We start from the raw sequence: 26646 nt of genomic DNA, 5'->3' as shown, positions 1-26646 counted from the left end.
TCTTTAATTTACTGGCAGATTGATTTAAAATTTGAAGAGAAACTCTAAGTGGAGAGGAGCGGCCGGAATGAATGAAACCATTAAACAAAAGTTAACACTGCTGCCGGACCAGCCCGGCTGCTACTTGATGAAGGATCGTCAAGGATCAATTATCTACGTTGGTAAGGCGAAGGTATTAAAGAACCGTGTCCGGTCTTATTTTACCGGTTCACATGATGGGAAAACCCTTCGCTTAGTAAACGAGATTGAAGACTTTGAGTATATCGTGACCTCATCCAATATCGAAGCACTTCTGCTTGAATTAAATTTAATAAAAAAATATGACCCGAAATATAATGTTATGCTTAGGGATGATAAGACTTATCCATTTATTAAGCTGACTGCGGAAAGACACCCAAAGCTAATTATTACAAGAAAAGTAAAAAAGGATAAAGGTAAGTATTTTGGGCCATATCCCAACGTAGGGGCGGCCAACGAAACAAAGAAACTGCTTGACCGGATTTACCCGCTCCGCAAATGTTCTACGCTTCCTGACCGAGTTTGCCTCTATTATCACTTGGGGCAGTGCCTGGCGCCTTGCGTAAATGAGGTATCTGAAGAACAGTATAAACAAATGACCGATGAAATTACCCGCTTTTTAAATGGCGGTTATAAGGAAATAAAAAAGGACCTGACAGAAAAAATGCAGGCTGCCGCGGAAGAGCTTGATTTTGAAAGAGCAAAGGAATTCCGTGACAAAATCATTCATATTGAAACGATCATGGAAAAACAAAAGATCACGATGACTGATTTTACTGACCGTGATGTATTCGGCTATGCCGTTGATAAAGGCTGGATGTGTGTTCAAGTATTTTTTGTGCGGCAAGGGAAGCTGATTGAACGAGACGTTTCGATGTTCCCTATCTATAATGAGCCGGAAGAAGAAATCCTTACCTTCCTCGGCCAATTTTATCAAAAGACGAACCATTTTAAACCGAAGGAAATTCTCATCCAGGACGATGTGGATTTGCAGATGGCTGAGCAGTTATTGGAAGTAAAAGTCATTAAGCCGCAGCGGGGCCAGAAAAAGGACCTTGTCAAAATGGCAATTAAAAATGCGAAAATCGCCTTGAATGAAAAGTTCTCTCTTATTGAAAAAGATGAGGAAAGAACGATCAAAGCCGTTGAAAATCTCGGAGAAATGCTTGGCATTTATACTCCCCACCGGATAGAAGCCTTTGATAACTCTAACATTCAAGGAACAGACCCAGTTTCAGCGATGATTGTTTTTACAGATGGCAAAGCAAACAAGCGGGAATACCGGAAATATAAAATTAAGTCTGTTGAAGGCCCGGATGATTATGAATCGATGAGAGAGGTAACGAGGCGAAGATACTCGAGGGCTCTAAAGGAAGAGCTTCCACTGCCTGACTTGATCATCATTGACGGTGGAAAGGGACATGTGGAAGCTGTCCGCGATGTACTAGAAAATGAATTGGGGCTGGACATTCCTCTTGCTGGACTGGTCAAGGATGAGAAGCACCGCACATCACAGCTTATGTATGGGAATCCATTAGAAATTGTAGCGCTTGCCCGGAATAGCCAGGAATTTTATTTACTCCAGCGAATCCAGGATGAAGTTCACCGCTTTGCGATTACCTTCCACCGGCAGACACGCGGTAAAACTGCATTCCAATCCTTACTTGACGACATTCCTGGGATTGGCGAAAAACGGAAGAAGCAGCTATTAAAGGAATTTGGCTCCGTTAAGAAAATGAAAGAGGCAACTCTTGAGGAATTTAGAGGGATTGGAATTCCCCAAAATGTGGCAGAAGAATTAATAAAAAAACTTCAGTCACAATAATTGTCACTCTAATATTACTATGCTATAATGAATAAAAATTTAATAGACTATCACTTTTATAAGTAAAGTGAAGGTAGAGGTGCGAGCTTCAAGAGTAAAGGCCTGGAGAAGGATGAGCTTCAACGATAGGCTTTGAAAGGGAATGTTCGCCGAAGTAGGGAAACTCTCATTATTTTCTCCGCTGGTTCGTCATTGAAAAAATGCCGGATTGTCAAGACCGTTGTCTTGGAGCGCTATCTTTCATTGTCTACTAACGCGAAAATGTTAATTTTGTGTTTTCAAAGCAATGGGATATGCTCCCATTGCTTTTTATTTTTTTACAAGAATGACTGAGAGAAGGGGAAGACATGGGTTTAATAGTACAGAAATTTGGCGGGACCTCCGTTGGCAGCATTGAAAAAATTCTAAATGTCGCAGAATGTGTGCGGGGGGAAAAGGAACGTGGAAACCAAGTAGTGGTCGTTGTTTCGGCGATGGGAAAATCGACGGACCAGCTTGTTAATATGGCAAAGGAAATATCCGAGCAGCCGAATAAGCGGGAAATGGATATGCTGCTCTCAACAGGTGAGCAAGTAACGATCGCATTGCTTTCAATGGCCTTAAACCAAAAAGGGCTGGAGGCTGTTTCCTTTACAGGCTGGCAGGCTGGAATTATGACAGAGCCTGTTCACGGCAATGCAAGGATTTCGAAAATAAACACTGATGCTGTTCAAAACCAGCTTGATGCTGGAAAAGTCGTCATTGTGGCCGGATTCCAAGGGGTTACTGAAGACGGGGAAATCACTACGCTCGGACGCGGGGGTTCCGATACAACTGCCGTTGCGTTGGCGGCTGCGTTAAATGCGGATAAATGTGATATTTATACCGATGTAACCGGGGTATTTACAACGGATCCCCGTTATGTCAAGAATGCTCGGAAATTATTATCAGTATCGTATGATGAAATGCTTGAACTGGCCAATCTGGGTGCGGGAGTTCTACATCCAAGAGCGGTCGAGTTTGCAAAAAATTATAATGTAAGGCTTGAGGTCCGCTCTAGCATGGAAAAGGTTGAAGGAACTGTAATTGAGGGGGAAGCAACGATGGAACAAAATTTAGTCGTACGCGGAGTCGCGTTTGAAGATGGAATTACACGGGTTACTGTTTTAGGGCTTAGAAATTCATTAACAAGCTTATCAACTATTTTTACGACATTGGCCAAAAATCACATTAACGTGGATATTATTATTCAAAGCACAACAGAAGAGGGAGCAGCCAATCTCTCCTTTTCCATCCATACCGATGATTGGATCCCAACCTTAAATGTGCTCGAAAACAATAAAGAAACACTTGCCTATGACCAGCTTGATGCTGAGAATAAACTGGCAAAGGTATCAATTGTTGGATCCGGAATGATTTCTAATCCTGGTGTGGCTGCGAAAATGTTTGAGGTTCTTGCGAACAGCAATATTCCTGTAAAGATGGTCAGCACCTCAGAAATCAAAGTATCGGCTGTAGTAGAAGAAAAAAATATGCTGAATGCAGTAGAAGCCCTGCACGAGGCATTTGAACTTGGGCAAAATTAAATGAAAACTCGCCGATTGGCGAGTCCGGCTGGAAGGTTCATGAGGCGTAGTTGAATTTATGCGTTAAGAAAAGGGGGGCTTTGCCCCCCTTTCTTTTAGTCTTTATCCCATTTGACTGTGAAGCAAACTTTGTTCGATTTTTTGACCGGGTGTTCGAAGGTTTCCGCAATAGCCCCTTTTTGGACTTCGATTTGCTGAGCAAGGAAGCCTGCTTCAAGTTGAAAGAAGTTTTCCGCTTTTGATTTAACACGCGATACAATCATTGGACTTGCCAACTCGAGTTCCAGCTCATTTTTTGCTTCCTTCTTAATTTCTAACTCACCCCATGAAGCTTTTGCAAAAAAATCTATCAGGCTTTCGTAGCTTTCCAAAGGATATTTTCGAGCGAGACGTTTCCCTGCCCAGTAAAGAATTTCAGGAGTGTCCTTGCCGAAAATCTCAGGGAGAAGAACTTCTCTAATTAATTCATAGCCAAATATAGAGACTGTCCTTGGTTCAGGCGTTTGTAGATCTTGGTCCATTACTGCACTATCTTTCATTTACTTCCCCTCTTTCTATCATTCTATTATATACAAATCGAGTTCTGTTTCAGTACAGTTTTCTAATAATGTAAAGAAGTCGCAAAGAAATTTATTATTTTACAATATATGTTCTTATTTCTTATCATAATTATCGTTTCCGATATAGGAAAAAAATTCTCCCGTAAGATGTTGGTAATTACAAGCAAAAATAAAGCGCTTACAAAATGATAACATGCTGAAATTCATATCTATCATAATATCAATATATTATAAAAATTTTAGTTTTCAACGCTTTTTTATGTATCCGTTTCCTTGACGCTCTATGATGTTGGGAGTAAAATGGACATGTCACATAATTGTCACAGTGATGCTAGGTTATATTAATGAAGGAAGTTAAAACTTAACATCATTTTTTAAAATTTAAAAGGGGGTAAATCAATGGCGGGGAATCGCGAATTTTTCAATCGGAGACTGCACTCGTTGCTTGGGGTTATCCCAATCGGGGTATTCATTGTTCAGCACCTGATTGTCAACCACTTTGCAACAGAAGGAGTGGAATCCTTCAACAAGGCAGCAAATTTCATGGGGACACTTCCGTTCCGTATTGTCCTTGAAACAGTAGTAATTTATTTACCTTTGCTATTCCATGCAATCTATGGTCTGTACATTGCATTTACAGCAAAAAACAATGTTTCAAGATTTGGTTTCTTTAGAAACTGGATGTTCCTGCTTCAGCGTGTATCAGGGGTAATCACTCTTATTTTTATCGCATGGCATGTGTGGGAAACACGTATTGCCGCTGCATTTGGTGCTGAGGTTAACTTCCAAATGATGCATGATATTCTTTCTTCACCAGTCATGTTTGCATTTTATGTAATTGGTATTATTTCAGCTATTTTCCACTTTGCGAACGGATTATGGTCTTTCATGGTAAGCTGGGGTATTACGCAATCCCCACGGTCACAAACTATTGCTACATATTTTACAATGGTAGTTTTCGTACTTCTATCTATCGTAGCCGTTCAAACTCTATTAGCTTTTGTTTAATAAATTAATGATTTCTTGATTGGAAAAATATTGGATTTGGATTAAGGGAGTGAGTCACGATGAGTAAAGGTAAGGTGATCATTGTCGGTGGCGGATTGGCCGGCTTGATGGCAACTATTAAAGTTGCAGAACACGGAACTCCTGTAGAATTATTTTCTCTTGTTCCTGTTAAACGCTCTCACTCTGTTTGTGCCCAAGGCGGTATTAATGGAGCAGTAAATACTAAAGGTGAAGGGGATTCCCCATGGATTCACTTCGATGATACGATTTACGGCGGAGATTTCTTGGCTAACCAGCCTCCGGTTAAGGCAATGTGTGATGCCGCGCCTGGTATTATCAATTTATTTGACCGGATGGGTGTTATGTTTAACCGTACTCCAGAAGGCTTATTAGACTTCCGCCGTTTCGGAGGAACTCAACACCACAGAACTGCATTTGCAGGTGCAACAACTGGTCAGCAGCTTTTATATGCATTGGATGAGCAGGTTCGCCGCCACGAGGTAGCAGGGCTTGTTACTAAATATGAAGGCTGGGAGTTTTTGGGTGCAGTCGTTGACGAGGAAGGCGTTTGCCGTGGAATCGTTGCCCAAGACTTAAAAACAATGGAAATCAAATCTTTCGTTGCAGATGCCGTAATTATGGCAACTGGCGGACCTGGTATTATTTTTGGTAAATCTACAAACTCAGTAATTAACACTGGATCGGCAGCATCGATTGTCTATCAGCAGGGTGCCTATTATGCAAACGGTGAAATGATTCAGATTCACCCTACTGCAATCCCTGGCGATGATAAACTTCGCTTAATGAGTGAATCAGCACGCGGTGAAGGCGGTCGTGTCTGGACGTATAAAGACGGTAAGCCTTGGTACTTCCTTGAGGAAAAATATCCTGCTTACGGAAACCTTGTGCCACGTGATATTGCAACACGTGAAATTTTTGATGTTTGTGTCAATCAAAAACTGGGTGTTAACGGCGAAAACATGGTATTCCTTGATTTATCCCATAAGGATCCGCATGAACTTGATGTCAAGTTAGGCGGAATTATTGAGATTTATGAAAAATTCGTAGGCGATGACCCGCGTAAAGTTCCAATGAAAATTTTCCCTGCCGTTCACTATTCAATGGGCGGACTTTGGGTTGATTATGACCAAATGACTAGCATTCCTGGACTTTTTGCTGCAGGAGAATGTGATTATTCTCAGCATGGTGCGAACCGTCTTGGAGCAAACTCACTTCTTTCCGCTGTATTTGGTGGAATGGTTGCCGGACCAAATGTAGTCAAGTATATTGAAGGTCTTGAAAAGAGCTCTGATGCTGTTTCTTCTACTGTCTTTGACCGTCATGTTAAAGAGCAGGAAGAAAAGTGGAACAAAGTTATGTCATTAGACGGTAATGAAAATGCCTATGTTCTTCATAAAGAGCTTGGGGAATGGATGACCGATAACGTGACAGTAGTGCGTTACAATGACAAGCTGCTAAAAACAGATGAAAAAATCCAAGAACTATTAGAGCGTTATAATAAAATCAACATTAATGATACATCTAAATGGAGCAACCAGGGAGCAGCATTCACTAGACAGCTACAAAACATGCTTCAATTGGCACGCGTTATTACGCTTGGCGCATACAACCGTAATGAAAGCCGCGGCGCCCATTATAAGCCTGATTTCCCTGAACGTAATGATGAGGAATTCTTAAAAACAACTATGGCTAAATTCGTTGATGCAAAATCTGCTCCAGCCTTCCATTATGCAGATGTAGATATTTCCTTACTTCAGCCGCGTAAGCGCGACTACACAACAAAACATTAATAGGAAAGGGGAGAAGAAAAAATGGCTGAAACAAAGACTGTAAAATTTATTATCCAACGTCAGGACAACGAAAATTCTGCCCCTTACGAGGAGGAATTTGAAGTACCGTACCGCCCTGGTATGAACGTTATTTCGGCTTTAATGGAGGTACGTAGAAACCCTGTTAATGCAAAGGGACAAGCTACAAGCCCAATAACATGGGACATGAACTGTCTTGAAGAGGTTTGCGGAGCATGCTCAATGATTATCAATGGCAAGCCGCGCCAATCCTGTTCGGCATTAGTCGATCAATTGGAGCAGCCAATTCGCTTAGCGCCAATGCGGACATTCCCAGTCGTGCGTGACCTTCAGGTTGACCGCAGCAGAATGTTTGATGCGTTAAAGAGAGTGAAAGCATGGATTCCAATTGATGGAACCTATGACTTGGGACCAGGACCTCGTATGCCTGAGAACAAACGTCAATGGGCTTACGAGCTTTCAAAATGTATGACATGCGGTGTTTGCCTTGAGGCATGTCCGAATGTTAACAGCAAATCTAGCTTTATCGGACCGCAGCCATTATCACAGGTTCGCCTTTTCAATGCGCATCCAACAGGTGCAATGAACAAAGCAGAACGTCTTGAAACCATCATGGGTGAAGGCGGCCTTGCAAATTGCGGTAACTCACAAAACTGTGTTCAATCCTGCCCAAAAGGTATTCCATTGACTACCTCTATTGCAGCATTGAATCGTGAAACAACTTTCCAAGCATTTAGAAACTTTTTCGGTTCCGACAACGACTAAAAATGTTAAAAACCTCCTTTTCACACAGAAAGGGAGGTTTTTTCTTGTTTTAAAATAGTCGTTTCCCTGCCCGTTTGTTATACTTGAACTAATAGTATGAGCTTTTTGAAAAGGCAGGTATTTATGGTGAAAGCTAAGATTCCACTTCTTATTATATTGGTTGGACTAATTGTGTTAGGTATCGGATTATGGCAGATTGCAGACACAAAAATGCAAACAAATGCCTCCCTTCAAGAAGCAAAAAACTTAGTGCGTGAGCAGCCCAAAAAGGCTTCAAGCAATAATCAACCAGGACAGAAACAGGGTGAAAGCAAACCGCCGGATATGGGGGATACAGTCGGTCTATTGGTCATTCCGAAAATAAAAGCAGAACTGGCGATCGTGGAAGGGACAAATCCGGATGATTTAGAAAGAGGAGTAGGCCACTATAAAGGTTCGTATTTTCCCGGCGACAAAGGGCAAATTGTTTTATCGGGACATCGCGATACCGTTTTTCGCCACTTAGGTGAACTGAAAGTCGGCGACTCCTTAAATATGCAAATGCCCTATGGTAACTTTACTTACGAAATAACCCATACGAAAATCGTGAAGTCAGACGATACCAGTATTATCACCTTGCAAAACAAAGAAGAAGAATTAATTCTAACAACATGCTACCCCTTCCGTTACGTCGGAAACGCCCCAAAACGATATATTTTATATGCAAAGCTAAAGAGCTCATAAAGGAAGGGCTCTTGTCTTTTTTTATTAGAAAGTTTTTTTGGGAAATTTTTTCATAAAATTCATATCTAACGAGTAAATATAGTCACTCCCCCTGACCAGTTCACATAGGATATGGTGACTAAATATATACCCACCCCCGGTGCATAACTGGCGAAGGCAAGGAGGGTTACAATACTTGAAGGAGAATGAATATACTCACAAGCCATTACTCACCAAACGAGAAAGAGAAGTATTCGAACTGTTAGTACAGGACAAAACAACAAAAGAAATCGCTAGTGAATTATTTATCAGCGAAAAAACAGTTCGGAATCATATTTCGAATGCCATGCAAAAGCTTGGTGTGAAGGGGCGATCACAGGCAGTTGTAGAACTCCTTCGTATGGGAGAGCTAGAACTTTAAACATGACCGGCATCCTTATGGGACGCCGGTTCATAATTTATATGGACATTTTTTTGTAATAACATAACAATACTTACCTCCTTTTTCATCTTCAAGTCAGGAGATACTTTAGTTGTAAGGCTAAAGGAGGTAAGAAATACATTATGTCTATTACGCAAATTAAAGAAAAAAATTCTTGGCAAGAGGTCGTAAAGACGGTAAAAACTCTTGATCCGAATAAGCTTGAAATCATAAAAGCCACACTTCCGATTGTGAAGGATCATGGTGAACAAATAACCAAGCATTTTTATAAGCGTATGTTTAAGCAGCATCCGGAGCTTCTTAATATATTTAATCAGACGCATCAGATTACAGGCCACCAGCCTAAAGCGCTCGCAGATGCTGTATATGGAGCGGCAGCTAATATCGAAGATTTTAGCCAAATTATGCCCGTTCTTGAGCGAATTGGTGAAAAACATCGAAGCCTGCAAATTAAGCCGGAGCACTATCCGATAGTTGGTGAAAATTTGCTGGGAGCCATCAAAGAAGTATTAGGCGATGCGGCAACACCTGAAATTATCGATGCATGGGCGGACGCATATGGGGTCATTGCAGATGTGTTTATTAGAATGGAAAATAAAATGTACAAAACAGCGGAGACAATGCCTGGCGGCTGGGCCGGCTACCGGAATTTTGTTGTGGAGAAAAAGGTGAAAGAAAGCGATGTCATCACGTCATTTTACTTAAAGCCGCAAGACGGTAAGGAGATTGCAAGCTATATTCCCGGTCAATACATTACCGTAAAACTGGAGATTCCCGGTGAACAATACACTCATTTACGCCAATATAGTTTATCAGATCGTCCCGGTCAGAATTATTACCGAATCAGTGTAAAACGGGAAGACCCAAAAGGGGATAACATTCCTGCTGGGATTGTTTCCACCTATTTGCACACTCATGTAATAGAGGGAGATACGATTCCGATTACCGCACCTGCCGGTGATTTTTATTTAGATTTGGATACGAGTCTTCCATTAGTATTAATTAGCGGCGGGGTTGGTCTTACTCCGATGATGGCCATGTTAAACACAACCGTAAACGAAAGCCCAAATAGGGAAATTTATTATATCCATGCAGCCATAAACAGCCAACTGCATGCCTTCAGAGCCCATGTAAATGACCTGGCAGCAGGACATAAGAATGTCCACTCCCTCGTTATTTATGAAAAACCATCAGAAGATGATAAAGAAATGAAAAATTACGATAAAGAAGGATTTTTTAACCTGGAGTGGCTGCAGCAAAGTTTACCAACGAAGGATGCCGATTTTTATTTCTGCGGACCAGAGCCTTTCATGAAAGTGGTTAATAAAGCTTTAAAACAATGGGGAGTCCCAGAAGAGCGGATCCATTACGAATTTTTTGGCTCCTTTGGAAAGCTGGAAGAGATCGAATAATTCAACTGGCAAGATGAAGCACCTTCATCTTGCCAGTTTTTTTGAGAAGCTGACAAGACAGTTCCGGCTTGAAATTTTCCTGAAAAAAGTAGACAATAAGTACAAGCTTGAAAGTATTTTTATTTGGTCATGTCATGAGGAGAAGCCTATTTTAGGAGTGTAGAACAAATGAAACTCGAAAATACCCAAAAAATGACTGGGGACGTTGTCGCAAATATCGAAAAAGAACTGCGGTATATATCAGGCATCATTAAGCAAAAGGGAAGAGAGATGTTAAGTAATTATAAAATTACTCCTCCCCAATTCGTTGCCCTGCAATGGCTCTTTGAAGACGGAGATATGACAATTGGCGAGCTCTCTACTAAAATGTATTTAGCCTGCAGTACTACCACTGATCTGGTCGACCGTATGGAGAAAAATCTCTTGGTAGAGCGGGTGAAAGATACAAACGATCGCCGTGTTGTGAGAATCCATCTTCTCGAAGAGGGCAAGAGAATCATTGATGAAGTGATTAAAAAGCGTCAAGTCTATCTTGAAGAAGTCTTAAAAAACTTCAATAAGGAAGAAATTCAACTCTTGCAAAACAACTTAATAAAACTGCATCAGGAAATGAAGTAAGTACAGTAGACGGATTGGCGAGCCAGAGGTTCGTTTATGAACGCAGTTGATATGATGCGTTCGAATATAAAGAAGTTGCTAACAGCAAAATGAGGCGAAAAGTTTGAAGCAAGCAATTGGTGTTATAGATTCTGGTGTCGGCGGCCTGACCGTTGCTAAAGAGGTCATGAGACAGCTGCCAAACGAGAAAATCATCTATTTGGGTGATACCGCGCGCTGTCCCTACGGCCCAAGATCGACGAAAGAAGTAAAAAGATTTACATGGGAATTGACCCACTTTTTATTAGAAAAAAATATAAAAATGCTGGTAATTGCCTGCAATACGGCAACAGCAGCTGCGCTCGACGATATCCGCAGGGAATTGTCGATTCCTGTGCTAGGGGTCATTAACCCTGGAGCAAGAGCGGCAATAAAACGGACAAAAAACTATCGTGTCGGAATTATTGGGACAGATGGAACTGTTAAAAGCGGTGCCTACGAAAAGGCATTAAAATCACTTAACAGCCGTCTTTTTGTCAAAAGTCAATCCTGCCCCAAGTTTGTGCCGCTAGTGGAAAGCGGTGAATACGATGGGCCGATTGCTGCGAAAATTGTGGATGAAGCGCTGCAGCCTTTATTGAATCAAAACCTGGATACGCTTATTTTGGGGTGCACCCACTATCCACTGCTCGAACCGTTGATTAAAAAATTCATGGGTGAAAAGGTTAGTGTCATTAGCTCAGGTGATGAAACGGCCAGGGAGATTAGCGCCATTCTCCAATATAAAGGACTCCTTGAATCAGACGAGCAGGCACCAGAACATGAATTCTATACGACTGGCTCCACTTGGATTTTTTCAAAAATAGCGTCGCAATGGCTCGGGACCCCTATCGAAAACGTGAAAAAAATAAAATTGTAAAATAGAGTCTTTAAAGGGCTCTATTTTTTATTGAAAAAAATTTAATAAATTTGTCCTATTTTTCTTTTCGAGGCGGTCTAATTTTTTGATAGGCTCGTATACATGATAGTACAAACAGTCTTAGGGGGGAAAAATATGTTCAAAAATAAAGCAAAAATTCTTGGCCTGGCTGTGCTCACTTCCACGGTTGTGCTATCCGGCTGCGGCCTATTTGGCAGTGAAACACAAAAGAAAATTGATCCGCCAAAAACGGTGACGACAACGAGTGAGAAGAACATCAATAAGGAAACAGCGGCCGAAAAGAAGGAAAATGCAGAAAATGTGTTGAAAACGGAGCTATATCTCATTGACAAGAATGGTTATGTTGTCCCGCAAACATTAAATCTTCCAAAAACAAAATCAGTCGCTAAACAGGCGCTGGATTACTTAGTGGTGAACGGACCTGTAACGGATATGCTGCCGAATGATTTTAGAGCCGTTCTTCCTGAGGATACAAAACCATCGGTTAATATTAAAGATGGGGTTGCAGTTGTTGATTTTTCAAAGGAATTCAAAAACTATCAGCCTGAGGATGAATTGAAAATCCTTCAGTCAGTCACCTGGACCCTGACGCAGTTTGCTGGTGTCAATTCTGTTAAGCTGAAAATGAACGGCCATGAATTAACGGAAATGCCTGTAAAAGGAACGCCAATCAGCGAAAAGCTTTCCAGGGCAACAGGCATCAACTTAGATACAAAGGATGTAGTTGATATCACGAATACGAAGCCAATTACTGTATACTTTATTGGCGGTGAAGAAGGCTCCTACTATTATGTGCCAGTTACCCGCAGGGTGAAAGCAAGTGAGAAGGATCCAATCACAGCGGCAGTAAATGAATTAATCAAGGGCCCAAGTGAAAAGTCGAACCTTGTTTCCGAATTTATGACTGATGTTAAACTCAATGAAACACCGAAATATCAGGACGGAACTGTAACCTTAAACTTTAACAAAAATATTTACGGCAGCTTTGAAGAGAAAGTGATTTCGCAGAACCTATTGGATACACTTGTGCTTTCCTTGACTGAACAGAAGGGCGTGCAAAAGGTAGCTGTTTTAGTTGACGGTAAAGCGGAATTGAAGAATGACAAGGGTAAGAAGCTTTCTGCACCGGTTACCCGCCCAGAAAAAGTCAATACAGGTAGTTTTTAAAAAATAATTTTTGTTATACTATATAATGACAATCAAAGAGGTTGGCTGACTGCCGCCTCTTTCTATTTTGTATTTAGTGTTTTTGTAAGGGGGGAGAGTCCCTTACAGTGACCACGGAGGAGGAGTTTGGGATATGGCACGTGCAGACGGAAGAGAGCCATTGCAATTAAGACCCGTACATATTGAAACCAATTATTTAATGCATCCGGAAGGCTCGGTCCTTATTTCAGTCGGCAATACAAAGGTGATTTGTACCGCTAGCATTGAGGATAAAGTCCCGCCGTTTATGAGAGGGCAAGGCAAGGGCTGGATCACCGCGGAATATGCGATGCTTCCTAGGGCAACGGAAACAAGGAATATCCGAGAGTCCTCGAAAGGCAAGGTTACCGGCCGGACAATGGAAATCCAGCGATTAATCGGCCGTGCCTTAAGAGCGGTAGTGGATCTTGAAGCGCTGGGCGAGCGAACTGTTTGGATTGACTGTGATGTCATTCAGGCGGACGGCGGAACAAGAACAGCTTCGATAACGGGGGCTTTTGTGGCTTTGTCTCTTGCCTTACAGTCGTTTTCTGGGAAAAAATCATTATCGAAGTTTCCGATTATTGATTATTTAGCAGCAACAAGTGTCGGAATATTAGAGGGCGGCCAAGTAGTGTTAGATTTAAATTACATAGAGGATTCCAAGGCACAGGTCGATATGAATGTTGTCATGACAGGCAGCGGCGAATTTGTTGAGCTGCAGGGAACGGGTGAGGAAGCGACATTTTCCTACAATGATCTCCAAGGGTTGCTTGGTGCTGCTCAAGAGGGGCTCATGGAGCTGTTTGAACAGCAAAAGGCGACCCTTGGTGAGGAAATTATGCAAAAAATTGAAAATCGCAGAAAGAAATAGAGGAGATTCATATGAATGAAGTTATCATTGCCACGAAAAATCCCGGAAAGGCCAGGGAGTTTGAGCATATTTTTGCAAGCAGAGGAATTACCGTGCTGACGTTGCTGGACTTTCCGGAGCTTCCGGAGGTAGAAGAAACCGGGACAACCTTTGAGGAAAATGCCACATTAAAGGCGGAAACCATTTCGAAGGCACTTGGGAAAATGGTAATTGGCGATGATTCCGGACTAATCGTTGACGCGCTTGAAGGCCGTCCGGGCATCTATTCGGCCCGCTATGCTGGGGAACCGAAAAATGACTTGAATAACACGAATAAGGTACTGAGAGAGCTAGAGGGTGTTCCAGAGGAGCAGAGAACATCCCGCTTCTATTGTGCTTTAGCAGTTGCCATCCCTGGTCAGGAGACGTTTACGGTGTCAGGTACCTGTGAAGGCCGGATATTGGAAGAGCCAAGGGGTACCAACGGCTTCGGCTATGACCCGGTTTTCTTTGTGCCGGAAAAGGGAGTAGCAATGGCAGAGCTATCTGCTGATGAAAAAAATAAAATCAGCCATCGGGCGAATGCGTTAATGAAATTGGATTCGGTGCTAGATTCGAAGCTTGAAAGCGCTGAAGGCAAATGAGCAAGGTATTGGTCGTAAGCGACAGCCACGGTATGACGAAAGAGCTTGAGGTAATCAGGGAAAGGCACTTGGCCGATGTCGATTTAATGATTCATTGCGGTGATTCCCAGTTGGACCCGGACAACAAGTCCTTAATGGGGTATTTTACGGTTGGCGGAAATTGTGATTTTGGCGGATTCCCGCTGGAGCTGGTAACGGACCTCTCTGGAAAAAAGATTTTCATTACCCATGGCCATCGATATTCGGTCAAAACTTCGTTGATGAAATTGACCTACAAAGCTCAAGAATCTGGTGCTGATATTGTCTGTTTTGGGCATTCGCATATCCTCGGGGCAGAGGTGATCGACGGTACCCTGTACCTGAACCCAGGCAGCATCCGCCTCCCACGCCAGCGTGTTGAAAAAACATACGTGATCCTTGACTTGCAGGAGAATTCTGTCAGGATGACTGTTTATGAATTAAACGGCAAGGACATACCGGGATTGGCTCGTGATTTCAAGGTTAATTAATAATGGGGGGGAGCGCCCCCCAATTATTTCTCAGAAAAAATTTATAATCTGTTGACAATAAAATACTAAGGTAATATAATAAATCTTGTCTTTGATTACTGATTATGTCCCAGTAGCTCAGCTGGATAGAGCACACGCCTTCTAAGCGTGCGGTCGGGAGTTCGAATCTCTCCTGGGACGCCACTACTACATACCAAAATATATACTCACCTCATCAGGTGAGTTTTTTTTATGCTTTAATTATGTTACACTATTTTCCAATGATAACCTACAAGGACGGATTCTTATGAAAAAGCGGGAAAAAGTGAAAAAAATAGATAACGTGATTTTTTTCCCCGGAATGGAAAAAAGATTAACGGACAAAGGCTTAGAAAGCCTGCAAAATAAAAAATATACTGAAGCCATCAGGCTTCTCGAAGAGGCGAAAGAACTGGATCAGGATAACGATGATGTTTTAATAGGCCTGGTCCTTGCCTATTTTGAGGCTGGGAATTTTCAAAAGGCAAAGGTCCTTGCAAAGGAATTGCTTCATAAGGGAATTGGTGACTATTTTCAATTGGTGGATTTATACGTAACAGTGCTTATTCAGCTTCATGAATATCAGGAAATCGTCTCAACTATTGAGGCGCTCTTGGAGGAAAAAGAGATTCCGCCGGAAAGAATGGAGCATTTCTTAACCCTTCTCCAATTCAGCCGAAAAATGGCAGAGAACAAAAGCCTTGATCTGAGGAGTGAAGAGCCTGAGGAGGATACCGATCCGGATTCATTAAATCTATTATCCTTAACCAGTCTGAACGAGCAAATGCTGGCCATTTCAAGACTTTCAGATAAAAACATCAGGCCTTATGTCCCCGAAATAGAAGATTACTTAAAAGCGGAAATAGGCCATCCCTTTTTAAAAACAATCCTATTAACTCTTTTAAAAGAGCAGGAAGTCGACAAAAACATAAAAATGGTTAAATTTTCGGAAGAAATAACCATAAATCCGATAGGAATAGCAGATGTAAGACATCAGCCGAAAATGATCTCCATTAAAGAACTACTTGAGAATCGGCTTGAAAGCAGCAATCCCGTTCTGTTTGCCAGCATCAGTGAAATGGTAGAGCGCATTTTCTTTATCAGCTACCCATTCGAACTGGAGCCAGAGACCCCGGCTGCCTGGGCTGCTGGCTTTCAATATTTGGCGCAGGAATATATGGGGATAAACTCGGAAATAAATGAATTATCTAAAGACTATGACGTATCGCCGGTTGAAATCACCCTTGCTATACAGGAAATAGAAGAAATTGAGAAAATTTCTTATCCTAATCTATAACCTTCGCTGTTGAAAGAAACAAATCCTGTGTTATAATGTAAGGGTTGCATTGTGTAAAAAACTATTTTACAGCAAAAAAAGTGGAAAATGGCTTCGTGGACAAGACATATTCCGAATTTAAATTCGTTACGAATGAAATGAGTAATAGATGTTGGAGGGAAAAGAATGACTGCAAAATGGGAAAAGTTAGAAGGAAACCGCGGTGTCCTTACAATTGAAGTAAGTGCAGATAAAGTAAACGAAGGTTTAGACGCGGCTTTCAAAAAAGTAGTAAAACAAATCAATGTTCCAGGCTTCCGTAAAGGGAAAATGCCTCGTGGAATGTTTGAAAAGCGCTTTGGTGTAGAAGCTCTATACCAAGATGCATTAGATTTTATTTTTCCAGATGCATACATGACTGCTATCGATGAAACTGGTATCGAGCCAATTGCTCAGCCTGAAAATGTTGATTTTGACCTTGAGCAAATGGGCAAAGACAAAGACTTTACTTTCAAGGCAACTGTTCAAGTAAAACCTGAAGTAACTTTAGGCGAATACAAAGGCCTTGAAGTAGAAGAGCTTGACACCACTGTTTCAGAAGAAGATGTTCAAAAAGAATTAGAAGCTCTTCAAAATCGTCATGCTGAGCTTGTTGTGAAAGAAGAAGGAACTGCTGTACTTGGCGACACAGTTGTAATCGACTTTGAAGGCTTTGTTGATGGCGAAGCATTCGAAGGCGGCAAAGGTGAAAACTACTCTCTTGAACTAGGTTCAGGCTCTTTCATTCCTGGCTTTGAAGAACAACTTGTGGGCGTTACTGCCGGCGAATCTAAAGATGTAGAAGTAACTTTCCCTGAAGAATACCATGCAGCAGAGCTTGCAGGTAAACCAGCTGTGTTCAAAACAACTGTTCACGAAATCAAAGGTAAAGAACTTCCTGCATTAGATGACGAGTTTGCTAAAGATGTAGACGATGAAGTTGAAACTTTAGATGCATTAAAAGAGAAAATCAAAACTCGTTTAGAAGACAGCAAAAAGCATGAAGCAGAACACAACCTACAAGATACAGTAGTGGAAAAAGCTGCTGAAAATGCTCAAGTTGAACTTCCAGAAGTGATGATTGACAACGAAGTAAATCGTCTTCTTCAAGATTTTGAACAACGTCTGCAAATGCAAGGCATGAACCTTCAGCTTTACTATCAATTCTCTGGTCAAGGCGAAGAAGCTCTTCGCGAACAAATGAAGGCTGATGCTGAGAAAAATGTTCGTGTAAGATTAACTTTAGAAGCTATTGCTAAGGCTGAAAACTTAGAAGTTTCTGAAGAAGATGTAAATGCTGAGCTTGAAAAAATGGCAGGAATGTACAACATGCCTGTTGACAACATCAAAAAAGCTCTTGGCGGAACAGAAGGCATCAAAGAAGAACTTAAATACAAAAAAGCAATCGACTTTCTTGTTGAAAACAAGAAGTAATACGTAAATAGTTACAAGGCACGATTTTTATCGTGCCTTGTTTTATACATTTTTTCAATTACATATTATAATAAGGACAGGGTAACCTTTTTTATAAACGGGTGGCAGGAATAAAATTTTTGCCGGCGAATTAATTAAATCCAAGATTGATTTTTAAAAATTATGGTTAAGCTGTTTGAGGTACATATTTCATTTTTTAAGCGAAGTCCAGACAAATAAAAAACATATTTTAAGAAAAGCTTTTTAGTTCCAGTCCGCCCGCTAAATGTGTTACAATGCAAAATACATACCTAATGAATTGTAAAAAAAATCGGATTTGTTTGGAATTTTCGCGAGCTTTAAATAAAGAAATAAGTCGTCTTAAGGGGTGAAAGGGTTGTTTAAATTTAATGATGAAAAAGGACAACTGAAGTGTTCATTCTGTGGAAAAACACAGGATCAAGTCCGCAAGCTTGTTGCTGGACCTGGAGTCTATATATGTGACGAATGTATTGAACTCTGCACAGAGATTGTGGAGGAAGAGCTTGGAACAGAGGAAGAAGTAGAATTTAAAGATGTTCCGAAGCCAAAGGAAATTTGCGAAATCCTTGATGAATATGTAATCGGACAGGATAAAGCAAAGAAAGCATTATCGGTGGCTGTTTATAACCATTACAAGCGGATCAATTCCAACAGCAAAATTGATGATGTCGAGCTTTCAAAAAGTAATATTTGTATGATTGGACCGACTGGTAGCGGTAAAACATTGCTGGCGCAGACATTGGCGCGCATCTTAAATGTGCCGTTTGCGATTGCAGATGCTACATCGCTTACAGAGGCCGGCTACGTTGGTGAAGACGTTGAAAACATCTTATTAAAATTAATCCAAGCTGCTGATTACGATGTAGAGAAGGCAGAAAAAGGGATTATTTATATTGATGAAATTGATAAAATTGCCCGTAAATCTGAAAATCCTTCGATTACCCGTGATGTTTCCGGTGAAGGCGTTCAGCAGGCATTATTGAAAATTCTAGAAGGAACGGTTGCGAGCGTTCCCCCACAAGGCGGAAGAAAGCATCCGCATCAGGAATTTATTCAAATTGATACAACAAACATCTTATTTATCTGCGGCGGAGCCTTTGATGGAATCGAGCCAATCATCAAGCGCCGTTTAGGACAAAAAGTTATCGGCTTTGGCGCTGATCCGAAACAACAGCAGGAAATCAGTTCAAAAGAATTGCTTTCCAAGGTTCTTCCTGAAGACCTTTTACGCTTCGGCTTGATTCCTGAATTCATCGGCCGTCTGCCAGTTATTGCTAGCCTAGAGCAGCTTGACGAAGGAGCGTTAATTGAAATTTTAACGAAACCAAAGAATGCTCTTGTAAAGCAATATCAAAAAATGCTTGAAATCGATGATGTTGAGCTTGAGTTTGAAGAAGGAGCACTGCAGGAAATCGCGAAAAAGGCGATTGAGCGTAAAACCGGTGCCCGCGGCTTACGTTCCATCATTGAAGGCATCATGCTTGATGTCATGTTCGACCTTCCTTCCCGCGATGATATTACCAAATGTATCATCACGAAGGATACAGTCGCGGACAACAGCGTTCCAAAGCTGATCCTTGAAGATGGTACGGTTGTTAAAGAAGAGAAATCTGCATAATAGGTGAGGACCCGGACTTATTGGTTCGGGTTCTTTTTATTGGGGTTAAGTGTTACTGACGGATAAGTGCGCGTTACTGTCGTATAAACTGTTCCAACTGTCGTATAGGTGCTCGTAACTGTCGGATAAACCGTTCCAACTGGCGGATAACGTACTCCAACTGTCGCTATATGCGGAATACTCTCGGATAAGAGCCGAATACTCTCGGATAAGAGCTTAATACTCTCGCATAACGATGAAATACTCTCGGATAATCGCGGATTACTCTCGATTCATGAATTTACTCTCGGATACGTTCAAAATACTCTCGGATAAGAACAGAATACTCTCGCATACCCCAGATTTACTCGCGCGTAACTGGATTTTACTTACATCTTCATTTTTTCCTCACCCTTCAGTTTTTTCAATTCATGGTTTATTCCGCCAGCCTGCAGGAAATACTTATTAATATCTACAGGAGTTAATTAGATACTGGAGGGAAACGAAATGAGTTGGACGGGGATCGCCTTATTTATACAATTGTTTTTTGGAATCATCATTGGTCTTTATTTTTGGAATTTGCTCAAGAATCAGCGCACGCAGAAGGTGTCAATTGACCGGGAGTCCCGGAAGGAAATGGAGCAGCTTCGCAAAATGAGATCTATTTCATTAACCGAACCGCTTTCTGAAAAAGTGCGTCCGACAAGCTTTCAGGATATTGTCGGTCAAGAGGATGGCATTAAATCTTTAAAAGCGGCCCTTTGTGGACCGAATCCGCAGCATGTGATCATCTACGGGCCGCCCGGTGTCGGTAAAACGGCGGCAGCAAGGCTCGTTCTCGAAGAAGCCAAAAAGAATGCAAAGTCACCATTTAAAAAAGACTCCGTTTTTATAGAATTAGATGCCACAACGGCCCGATTTGACGAAAGGGGAATTGCTGACCCGCTAATCGGATCCGTTCATGACCCAATTTATCAGGGAGCTGGTGCAATGGGTCAAGCGGGGATTCCGCAGCCAAAACAAGGGGCAGTCACTAATGCTCATGGTGGTGTCCTCTTTATTGATGAAATTGGCGAACTGCACCCGATTCAGATGAATAAGCTACTCAAGGTACTCGAGGATCGCAAGGTATATTTGGAAAGTGCTTATTATCACGAGGAAAATACACAAATACCTACCCATATTCATGATATTTTTAAAAATGGACTTCCCGCCGATTTCCGCTTAATCGGGGCGACAACGCGGACACCAAGTGAAATTCCGCCCGCCATCCGGTCGCGCTGCATGGAAGTGTTCTTTCGCGATTTAAACCAAGAGGAAATTGTGAAAGTAGCACGAAAGGCTGCGGAAAAGGTTAATATGGAAATTAATGATACCGGTGTCCATACTCTTTCTACATATGCCAGAAATGGCCGGGAAACCGTCAACATGATTCAGATTGCGGCGGGGCTGGCTATAACCGAAGATCGGCAATATATTAAGGACGAAGATATTGAATGGGTAATTCATTCCAGTCAAATGACACCGCGCATGGAACGGATGATTAATGATGCTGCACAGGTTGGGCTGGTAAACGGCTTGGCTGTTTATGGACCGAATTCAGGAGCACTACTCGAAATTGAAGTGACCGTTATTCCGGCAAAGGAGAAAGGATCCATTAACATTACCGGAATTGTCGAGGAAGAAAGCATTGGCGGACAAGGGAAATCAATCCGCCGTAAAAGTATGGCGCGCGGTTCGATTGAAAATGTCATCACCGTTCTCCGGTCGATGGGTGTTCCTGCGAATGATTATGATATTCATGTCAATTTCCCTGGGGGTGTGCCGATTGATGGTCCGTCCGCAGGTATCGCAATGGCGACAGGGATTTACTCCGCTATTTATAATATTCCAATTGACAATACGGTTGCGATGACAGGTGAAATCAGCATCCATGGAAACGTTAAGCCAATCGGAGGAGTCTATCCAAAGATAAAAGCGGCGAAAAAAGCAGGGGCGAAAACGGTCATTATTCCACAGGAAAATATCCAAACGATTTTAAACGAAATAGACGGAATTCGAATTGTGCCTGTTACCCATCTGCACGAAGTTTTTGAGATTGCGTTTTTGACCGAATTTAAGAAAAATCATGCCGTGCCGGCTTCCATTGAGTTAACAAAAAAAGAATCGATCTAAATTTCCCACTTCGGTTTGTCCTTAAAAGCAAACCGAAGTTTTTATTTCGTATGCTGTAAATTACTTTTTCATAGCTTATATTGAAGTAATTTTTTTGGTTAGGGAGAAACTAACGTATATTGAAAAAAGCGCTGTCTATAAAAATAGACACGTTAATTCAAATAAGATAGAATTGTACAAAGACTTATTCTGCATTAGCAGTATAAATTCATGTTTTTGCATGTGGAGGTGCTGTATTTTGGCGAAAAAGAAAGAATTGATCGTCCCCCTCCTGCCGCTTCGGGGATTGCTCGTATATCCGACCATGGTTCTTCATTTAGATGTGGGCCGTGATAAATCGGTTCAGGCACTCGAAAAAGCGATGGTTGATGACCATATCATTTTTTTAACAACCCAAAAGGATGTTTCCATTGATGAGCCTGCCGAGGAGGATCTTTACCGATTTGGAACGCTAACCAAAGTGAAGCAAATGTTAAAGCTTCCAAACGGTACGATTCGCGTTTTGGTGGAAGGGTTAAGCAGGGCAGAAATCGTAACATTTCACGATGAGGACGATCATTATGCTGTCAGCGTTGTAACCTATGAAGATTCCGACACTAAAGATGTTGAAGACCAGGCTCTAATGAGAACCATGTTGGAATATTTTGAACAATACATAAAATTATCTAAAAAAATCTCGGCGGAGACATTTGCTACTGTTGCCGATATTGAAGAACCCGGAAGAATGGCGGACATTATCGCTTCCCATTTGCCAATCAAGCTGAAGGAGAAACAAGAAATCCTTGAGACAATCGAGATAAAGCAAAGAATGAACCGGGTGATTGACCGAATTTTTAACGAAAAAGAAGTCCTCAATCTTGAAAAGAAAATCGGCCAGCGGGTTAAGCGGTCAATGGAAAGAACGCAAAAGGAATACTATTTGCGCGAACAGATGAAGGCAATCCAGAAGGAATTAGGGGATAAAGAAGGCAAGACTGGCGAAATCGCCGACCTCACCAAGAAAATCGAAGAAGCGGGAATGCCTGAGCACGTTTATAATGCGGCCATGAAGGAACTGGATCGTTATGAAAAAGTGCCGACAAGCTCCGCGGAAAGTGCGGTCATCCGCAATTATATTGAGTGGCTGATTTCCCTGCCATGGTCGAAAAAGACGGAAGACGATATTGATATTCGTCGAGCAGAAAAGATTCTAAATGAAGAACATTACGGGCTTGAAAAGGTAAAGGAGCGAGTACTCGAATATTTGGCTGTTCAGAAATTGACCAATTCCTTGAAAGGGCCGATTCTTTGTCTAGCTGGACCTCCAGGAGTAGGGAAAACAAGCCTTGCCAAATCGATTGCGACCTCACTTAACCGGAATTTTGTCCGTGTCTCGCTTGGAGGCGTCCGTGATGAATCCGAGATTCGCGGCCATCGCAGAACGTACGTCGGCGCGATGCCTGGACGGATTATTCAGGGAATGAAAAAAGCAGGAACGATTAACCCGGTTTTCTTGCTCGATGAAATTGATAAAATGTCGAGTGACTTCCGCGGCGATCCATCTGCGGCACTTCTAGAGGTATTGGACCCGGAGCAAAACCATAATTTCAGCGATCATTATATAGAAGAAACCTACGATTTATCGAAGGTCATGTTTATTGCTACCGCCAATAACCTTAGCACCATCCCAGGACCGCTGTTAGACCGGATGGAGATCATTACAATTGCGGGCTATACGGAATTGGAAAAGGTTCATATTACAAGGGACCATTTGCTGCCTAAGCAGATTAAGGAAAATGGACTTTCCAAGAGTACCCTGCAGGTTCGTGACGATGCGATTTTAAAGGTCGTCCGTTACTACACTCGCGAAGCAGGAGTTAGAAGCCTGGAACGCCAGATGGCCACCATCTGCCGGAAAACGGCGAAAATTATTGTTTCTGGAGATAAGAAGCGAGTTGTCATTACGGATAAAAATGTGGAAGAATTTTTAGGAAAACCAAGGTTCCGTTACGGCCAGGCTGAAGCAGAGGACCAGGTAGGAGTAGCGACCGGACTCGCTTACACAACTGTTGGCGGGGACACCCTGCAAATCGAAGTTTCGCTTGCACCTGGTAAAGGCAAGCTTGTTCTGACTGGTAAGCTTGGAGATGTGATGAAGGAATCTGCACAGGCTGCATTCAGTTATGTACGCTCTAAAGCAAAGGAACTTGGCATCGAAGAAGACTTTCACGAGAAACACGATATTCATATTCACGTACCGGAAGGAGCTGTTCCAAAAGACGGTCCATCTGCGGGAATCACCATCGCTACGGCTTTGGTATCGGCGCTGACCGGCAGACCAATCCGACGTGAAGTGGGGATGACAGGTGAAATCACCCTCCGCGGCAGAGTCCTCCCGATTGGCGGACTTAAAGAGAAAACGTTAAGTGCTCACCGCGCTGGGCTGACAAAAGTTATTTTACCGAAGGACAATGAAAAGGATATTGATGACATTCCGGAAAGCGTCCGCGATGAATTGGAATTTGTCCCGGTTTCCCATGTCGATGAAGTATTGAAGCATGCCCTTCGTGAAGGAGAAGCACGATGAAGGTAACAAGTTCAGATATCGTCATTAGTGCGGTAAAGCCAGAGCAGTACCCTGACACGGATTTGCCCGAGTTTGCTCTGGCCGGCCGGTCTAATGTTGGAAAGTCTTCTTTTATTAATAAAATGCTGAATCGCAAAGGGCTGGCGAGAATTTCCTCCAAGCCCGGAAAAACACAGACACTTAACTTTTATCTGATAAATGAAATCCTGCATTTTGTAGATGTTCCCGGCTATGGCTACGCTAAAGTTTCAAAAACAGAGCGGGCCGCATGGGGAAGAATGATTGAAACCTATTTTACAACGCGTGAACAATTAAGGGCCGCTGTCCTGATTGTCGACCTAAGACATCCGCCGACCGAAGATGATGTGATGATGTATGATTTTTTAAAGCATTATGAAATCCCATGTATAGTCATTGCCACGAAAGCGGATAAAATTCCAAAGGGGAAATGGCAGAAGCATGCCAAGGTTACCCGCGAAACATTAGATCTTGACGAAAACGACCAGATTGTCATTTTCTCTTCTGAAACAGGTGAGGGTAAAGATAAAGCTTGGTCCATACTTGAGAGTTATATGTAGAAACATAAAACGCCCGGCGGGTTTATCACCGCAGGGCGTTATTTTTTCTTTTTAAAAAGGAAGTATATACCAATGAGAATTAGAAGGACAGGCCAAAATTTCCAAACTAGACTCATCCCGTTTTGCAATAATCCGAAATACCCGGCTATCTTATCATAAAAAAGCAGCAATACAGCAACAATAAGAAAAAGGAAGGCTTGAAATAACCCTGATCCTGTTTTTTGAAAACGCAAGAAAAAGCCAATTGAAATAATCAGGATTAACATGCCAATCGTATTTTGCGGCCAGAAGGAAACGTGGCCAACCAGATGAAAGTGAAGGCCGAACCCGGTCATAATGACTCCCGGAAGAACTGCTTCGGACTCATTGCCAGAATAGCCTTGGCCTAAAAAGGCAATCCCGACAATGAACATAAGCGTAGGCCAGGTAAAAAATGCAGGGAACAAAGTCATTCCGATTTGCTGTAATAAAAAGTAAGCACCAAAACCGATTAAAATGATTCCAGGAAAAATTCTTTGACTTTTCATTAAAAAACACCACTTCCAGTAAGGTTCACTTGAAACTAGTCTGTTTTTTTGATACTGTACATAAGGAAGTATTCCTATTTAACCAACTTATTCATTTTTCTATATTAACATATAGTGTCGTTTTATGTTCACATTTTTCGTGTTCTGACGGAAAATGTTCATGATATAATCAGTCTAGTTATTACTGTAAACATATTGGGGGTGTCCAAAACAAATGCATATTCTAGCGATCGGTCTAAATTATAAAACTGCCCCTGTTGAAATCCGCGAGCGGTTAACTTTTAATGAAACTGATGTTATGGATGCCGTCAAAAAATTAAGCACAAAGAAAAGCATCCTGGAAAATGTTATTTTATCAACATGTAATCGGACGGAAATCTACGCGGTCGTTGATCAATTGCATACAGGCCGTTACTATATTAAGGAATTTCTCGCTGATTGGTTCGGAATGGAACAGGCGGAGTTCTCTTCGTTTCTTTTTGTTTATGAAGATGATGGTGCGGTCGAGCATCTATTTAATGTAACCTGTGGATTGAATTCCATGGTTTTAGGAGAAACACAAATCCTTGGACAGGTTCGCACAAGCTTTATGAATGCCCAAGAGCACGGGGCAACAGGTTCGGTCTTTAACCATTTGTTTAAGCAAGCCATTACCTTGGCAAAGCGTGCGCATTCTGAGACAGAAATCGGTGCTAACGCCGTATCTGTCAGCTATGCGGCAGTTGAACTGGCCAAGAAAATTTTTGGTTCGCTTGCCAATAAGCATGTGTTGATTTTTGGTGCCGGAAAAATGGGCGAATTAGCTGCTCAAAACCTGCATGGCAATGGTGTAAGAAAGGTTACGGTTATTAACCGGACTTATGAAAAAGCGAAGGATCTTGCCGGACGTTTCGACGGTGAAGCAAGAACCATCGATGAATTGCAGAAATTGCTTGTCGAGGCCGATATTCTAATCAGCTCAACAGGTGCGAAGGATTTTGTCATTACAAAAGAGATGATGGCGGCGGTTGAGAAAAAGCGTAAAGGCAAGCCATTATTTATGGTCGATATTGCTGTGCCGCGCGACTTGGATCCGCAAATCGCAGAACTTGAAAACGTCTTTTTATATGATATTGACGATCTAGAGGGAATTGTCGAGGCTAATCTTCAAGAGCGGAAGAAAGCAGCTGAAAAAATCATGCTGATGATCGAAAAGGAAGCGGTCGATTTCAAACAATGGCTTGGCATGCTTGGTGTCATTCCGGTTATTTCAGCACTCCGGGAAAAAGCACTCGCCATTCAAGCTGAAACAATGGAAAGTATTGAACGGAAGCTTCCAAATTTATCTGACCGCGATAAAAAGGTCTTAAATAAGCATACAAAGAGCATTATTAACCAGCTTTTAAAAGATCCAATTTTACAGGCGAAGGAATTGGCGGCAAGACCGGATGCCGAACAGGCAATGGACTTATTCATGAAAATCTTTAATATCGAAGAGCTGGCAAAGGAACACCATTCAAAAACAGCCGAAACGAATAAATTAACGGTTGCAGAAGCACAGGCTTCTTTTTAAATGGGGGCC

23 protein-coding genes, 1 tRNA gene and 1 riboswitch are annotated in these 26646 nt (G+C 42.0%); of the genes, 22 read left to right on the top strand and 2 right to left on the bottom strand.

Annotation, left to right across the window (positions count from 1 at the left end):
* Positions 1–67: 67 nt before the first annotated feature.
* Positions 68–1843, top strand: a complete 1776-nt coding sequence (gene uvrC, locus ACZ5B7_RS23785; RefSeq protein ID WP_213119966.1) for an excinuclease ABC subunit UvrC — start codon at positions 68–70, stop codon at positions 1841–1843.
* Positions 1844–1909: 66 nt separating this feature from the next.
* Positions 1910–2087, top strand: a riboswitch (Lysine riboswitch).
* Positions 2088–2190: 103 nt separating this feature from the next.
* Positions 2191–3408, top strand: a complete 1218-nt coding sequence (locus ACZ5B7_RS23780) for an aspartate kinase (RefSeq protein WP_464491207.1) — start codon at positions 2191–2193, stop codon at positions 3406–3408.
* 95 nt (positions 3409–3503) lie between these two features.
* Here ACZ5B7_RS23780 and ACZ5B7_RS23775 read toward each other — a convergent pair whose 3' ends face one another.
* On the bottom strand, positions 3504–3947 hold the full coding sequence (locus ACZ5B7_RS23775; protein ID WP_464491206.1) for a YslB family protein: 444 nt from the start codon (positions 3945–3947) through the stop codon (positions 3504–3506).
* A 420-nt stretch (positions 3948–4367) separates the two neighbouring features.
* Between ACZ5B7_RS23775 and ACZ5B7_RS23770 the strand changes: the two genes are divergently transcribed.
* From ACZ5B7_RS23770 to yihA, 19 genes are all read left to right on the top strand, one after another.
* Complete coding sequence (locus ACZ5B7_RS23770) at positions 4368–4976, top strand: succinate dehydrogenase cytochrome b558 subunit (RefSeq protein WP_213144665.1); 609 nt, start codon at positions 4368–4370, stop codon at positions 4974–4976.
* Between the two features lie 59 nt (positions 4977–5035).
* Positions 5036–6787 carry a succinate dehydrogenase flavoprotein subunit gene (sdhA, locus tag ACZ5B7_RS23765; protein WP_464491205.1) on the top strand — a complete coding sequence of 584 codons (1752 nt, stop codon included), beginning with the start codon at positions 5036–5038 and terminating at the stop codon, positions 6785–6787.
* A 21-nt stretch (positions 6788–6808) separates the two neighbouring features.
* Positions 6809–7570, top strand: coding sequence for a succinate dehydrogenase iron-sulfur subunit (gene sdhB, locus ACZ5B7_RS23760; protein WP_464491204.1), 762 nt, complete (start codon positions 6809–6811; stop codon positions 7568–7570).
* Between the two features lie 126 nt (positions 7571–7696).
* Positions 7697–8293, top strand: coding sequence for a class D sortase (locus ACZ5B7_RS23755; protein ID WP_464494557.1), 597 nt, complete (start codon positions 7697–7699; stop codon positions 8291–8293).
* A gap of 175 nt (positions 8294–8468) precedes the next feature.
* Entirely contained in the window at positions 8469–8693 is a 225-nt protein-coding gene (gerE, locus tag ACZ5B7_RS23750; RefSeq protein ID WP_019154738.1) for a spore germination transcription factor GerE, read from the top strand.
* Between the two features lie 143 nt (positions 8694–8836).
* Positions 8837–10126 carry an NO-inducible flavohemoprotein gene (hmpA, locus tag ACZ5B7_RS23745; RefSeq protein WP_464491203.1) on the top strand — a complete coding sequence of 430 codons (1290 nt, stop codon included), beginning with the start codon at positions 8837–8839 and terminating at the stop codon, positions 10124–10126.
* A gap of 168 nt (positions 10127–10294) precedes the next feature.
* On the top strand, positions 10295–10744 hold the full coding sequence (locus ACZ5B7_RS23740) for a MarR family winged helix-turn-helix transcriptional regulator (protein WP_464491202.1): 450 nt from the start codon (positions 10295–10297) through the stop codon (positions 10742–10744).
* 103 nt (positions 10745–10847) lie between these two features.
* Complete coding sequence (racE, locus tag ACZ5B7_RS23735; protein ID WP_423799251.1) at positions 10848–11642, top strand: glutamate racemase; 795 nt, start codon at positions 10848–10850, stop codon at positions 11640–11642.
* Positions 11643–11777: 135 nt separating this feature from the next.
* Positions 11778–12830: a GerMN domain-containing protein gene (locus tag ACZ5B7_RS23730; RefSeq protein WP_213144670.1), complete on the top strand. Its 1053-nt coding sequence runs from the start codon at positions 11778–11780 to the stop codon at positions 12828–12830.
* Between the two features lie 133 nt (positions 12831–12963).
* Entirely contained in the window at positions 12964–13722 is a 759-nt protein-coding gene (rph, locus tag ACZ5B7_RS23725) for a ribonuclease PH (protein WP_464491201.1), read from the top strand.
* An 11-nt stretch (positions 13723–13733) separates the two neighbouring features.
* Positions 13734–14345, top strand: coding sequence for an XTP/dITP diphosphatase (locus ACZ5B7_RS23720; protein ID WP_464491200.1), 612 nt, complete (start codon positions 13734–13736; stop codon positions 14343–14345).
* Entirely contained in the window at positions 14342–14854 is a 513-nt protein-coding gene (locus ACZ5B7_RS23715; protein ID WP_464491199.1) for a metallophosphoesterase family protein, read from the top strand. Before ACZ5B7_RS23720 ends, ACZ5B7_RS23715 begins: the two co-directional genes overlap by 4 nt.
* Positions 14855–14960: 106 nt before the next feature.
* Positions 14961–15037, top strand: a tRNA-Arg gene (locus ACZ5B7_RS23710).
* 103 nt (positions 15038–15140) lie between these two features.
* Positions 15141–16169 (top strand): tetratricopeptide repeat protein, encoded by a 1029-nt coding sequence (locus ACZ5B7_RS23705; RefSeq protein WP_464491198.1) that lies wholly within the window; start codon positions 15141–15143, stop codon positions 16167–16169.
* Between the two features lie 165 nt (positions 16170–16334).
* A complete protein-coding gene (gene tig / locus ACZ5B7_RS23700; RefSeq protein ID WP_464491197.1) occupies positions 16335–17621 on the top strand; it encodes a trigger factor in 1287 nt (428 codons plus the stop codon).
* Positions 17622–17997: 376 nt separating this feature from the next.
* Positions 17998–19260: an ATP-dependent protease ATP-binding subunit ClpX gene (clpX, locus tag ACZ5B7_RS23695; RefSeq protein WP_213144676.1), complete on the top strand. Its 1263-nt coding sequence runs from the start codon at positions 17998–18000 to the stop codon at positions 19258–19260.
* A 486-nt stretch (positions 19261–19746) separates the two neighbouring features.
* Positions 19747–21414 (top strand): ATP-dependent protease LonB, encoded by a 1668-nt coding sequence (gene lonB / locus ACZ5B7_RS23690; RefSeq protein ID WP_464491196.1) that lies wholly within the window; start codon positions 19747–19749, stop codon positions 21412–21414.
* A 238-nt stretch (positions 21415–21652) separates the two neighbouring features.
* The gene (lon, locus tag ACZ5B7_RS23685) at positions 21653–23980 is read left to right on the top strand and encodes an endopeptidase La (RefSeq protein WP_464491195.1); all 2328 of its coding nucleotides are present in this window, start codon (positions 21653–21655) and stop codon (positions 23978–23980) included.
* A complete protein-coding gene (gene yihA, locus ACZ5B7_RS23680) occupies positions 23977–24558 on the top strand; it encodes a ribosome biogenesis GTP-binding protein YihA/YsxC (RefSeq protein WP_423799244.1) in 582 nt (193 codons plus the stop codon). The genes lon and yihA overlap by 4 nt, the downstream gene beginning before the upstream one ends.
* Before the next feature lie 38 nt (positions 24559–24596).
* On the opposite strand, the gene ACZ5B7_RS23675 is transcribed toward yihA, so the two are convergent.
* The gene (locus ACZ5B7_RS23675) at positions 24597–25085 is read right to left on the bottom strand and encodes a LiaF transmembrane domain-containing protein (RefSeq protein WP_213144680.1); all 489 of its coding nucleotides are present in this window, start codon (positions 25083–25085) and stop codon (positions 24597–24599) included.
* Between the two features lie 214 nt (positions 25086–25299).
* Here ACZ5B7_RS23675 and hemA point away from each other — a divergent pair, with 214 nt between their 5' ends.
* A complete protein-coding gene (gene hemA / locus ACZ5B7_RS23670; RefSeq protein ID WP_464491194.1) occupies positions 25300–26637 on the top strand; it encodes a glutamyl-tRNA reductase in 1338 nt (445 codons plus the stop codon).
* The last annotated feature ends 9 nt before the right edge of the window (positions 26638–26646 follow it).

This window comes from Neobacillus sp. S1115 (assembly GCF_055385565.1).
Note: the sequence above shows the minus strand (reverse complement) of the source record. Positions and strands in the feature narration are given on the sequence as shown.

Bases quoted from the DNA above. Each gene is read 5' to 3' on its own strand.
- ACZ5B7_RS23780 (WP_464491207.1), top strand. From the start codon at position 2,191: ATGGGTTTAATAGTACAGAAATTTGGCGGGACCTCCGTTGGCAGCATT.
- hmpA (WP_464491203.1), top strand. From the start codon at position 8,837: ATGTCTATTACGCAAATTAAAGAAAAAAATTCTTGGCAAGAGGTCGTA.
- hemA (WP_464491194.1), top strand. From the start codon at position 25,300: ATGCATATTCTAGCGATCGGTCTAAATTATAAAACTGCCCCTGTTGAA.
- ACZ5B7_RS23705 (WP_464491198.1), top strand. From the start codon at position 15,141: ATGAAAAAGCGGGAAAAAGTGAAAAAAATAGATAACGTGATTTTTTTC.
- lonB (WP_464491196.1), top strand. From the start codon at position 19,747: ATGAGTTGGACGGGGATCGCCTTATTTATACAATTGTTTTTTGGAATC.
- ACZ5B7_RS23740 (WP_464491202.1), top strand. From the start codon at position 10,295: ATGAAACTCGAAAATACCCAAAAAATGACTGGGGACGTTGTCGCAAAT.
- ACZ5B7_RS23775 (WP_464491206.1), bottom strand. From the start codon at position 3,947: ATGAAAGATAGTGCAGTAATGGACCAAGATCTACAAACGCCTGAACCA.
- uvrC (WP_213119966.1), top strand. From the start codon at position 68: ATGAATGAAACCATTAAACAAAAGTTAACACTGCTGCCGGACCAGCCC.
- sdhA (WP_464491205.1), top strand. From the start codon at position 5,036: ATGAGTAAAGGTAAGGTGATCATTGTCGGTGGCGGATTGGCCGGCTTG.
- ACZ5B7_RS23675 (WP_213144680.1), bottom strand. From the start codon at position 25,085: ATGAAAAGTCAAAGAATTTTTCCTGGAATCATTTTAATCGGTTTTGGT.
- ACZ5B7_RS23730 (WP_213144670.1), top strand. From the start codon at position 11,778: ATGTTCAAAAATAAAGCAAAAATTCTTGGCCTGGCTGTGCTCACTTCC.
- sdhB (WP_464491204.1), top strand. From the start codon at position 6,809: ATGGCTGAAACAAAGACTGTAAAATTTATTATCCAACGTCAGGACAAC.
- ACZ5B7_RS23715 (WP_464491199.1), top strand. From the start codon at position 14,342: ATGAGCAAGGTATTGGTCGTAAGCGACAGCCACGGTATGACGAAAGAG.
- rph (WP_464491201.1), top strand. From the start codon at position 12,964: ATGGCACGTGCAGACGGAAGAGAGCCATTGCAATTAAGACCCGTACAT.
- yihA (WP_423799244.1), top strand. From the start codon at position 23,977: ATGAAGGTAACAAGTTCAGATATCGTCATTAGTGCGGTAAAGCCAGAG.
- ACZ5B7_RS23720 (WP_464491200.1), top strand. From the start codon at position 13,734: ATGAATGAAGTTATCATTGCCACGAAAAATCCCGGAAAGGCCAGGGAG.
- ACZ5B7_RS23770 (WP_213144665.1), top strand. From the start codon at position 4,368: ATGGCGGGGAATCGCGAATTTTTCAATCGGAGACTGCACTCGTTGCTT.
- tig (WP_464491197.1), top strand. From the start codon at position 16,335: ATGACTGCAAAATGGGAAAAGTTAGAAGGAAACCGCGGTGTCCTTACA.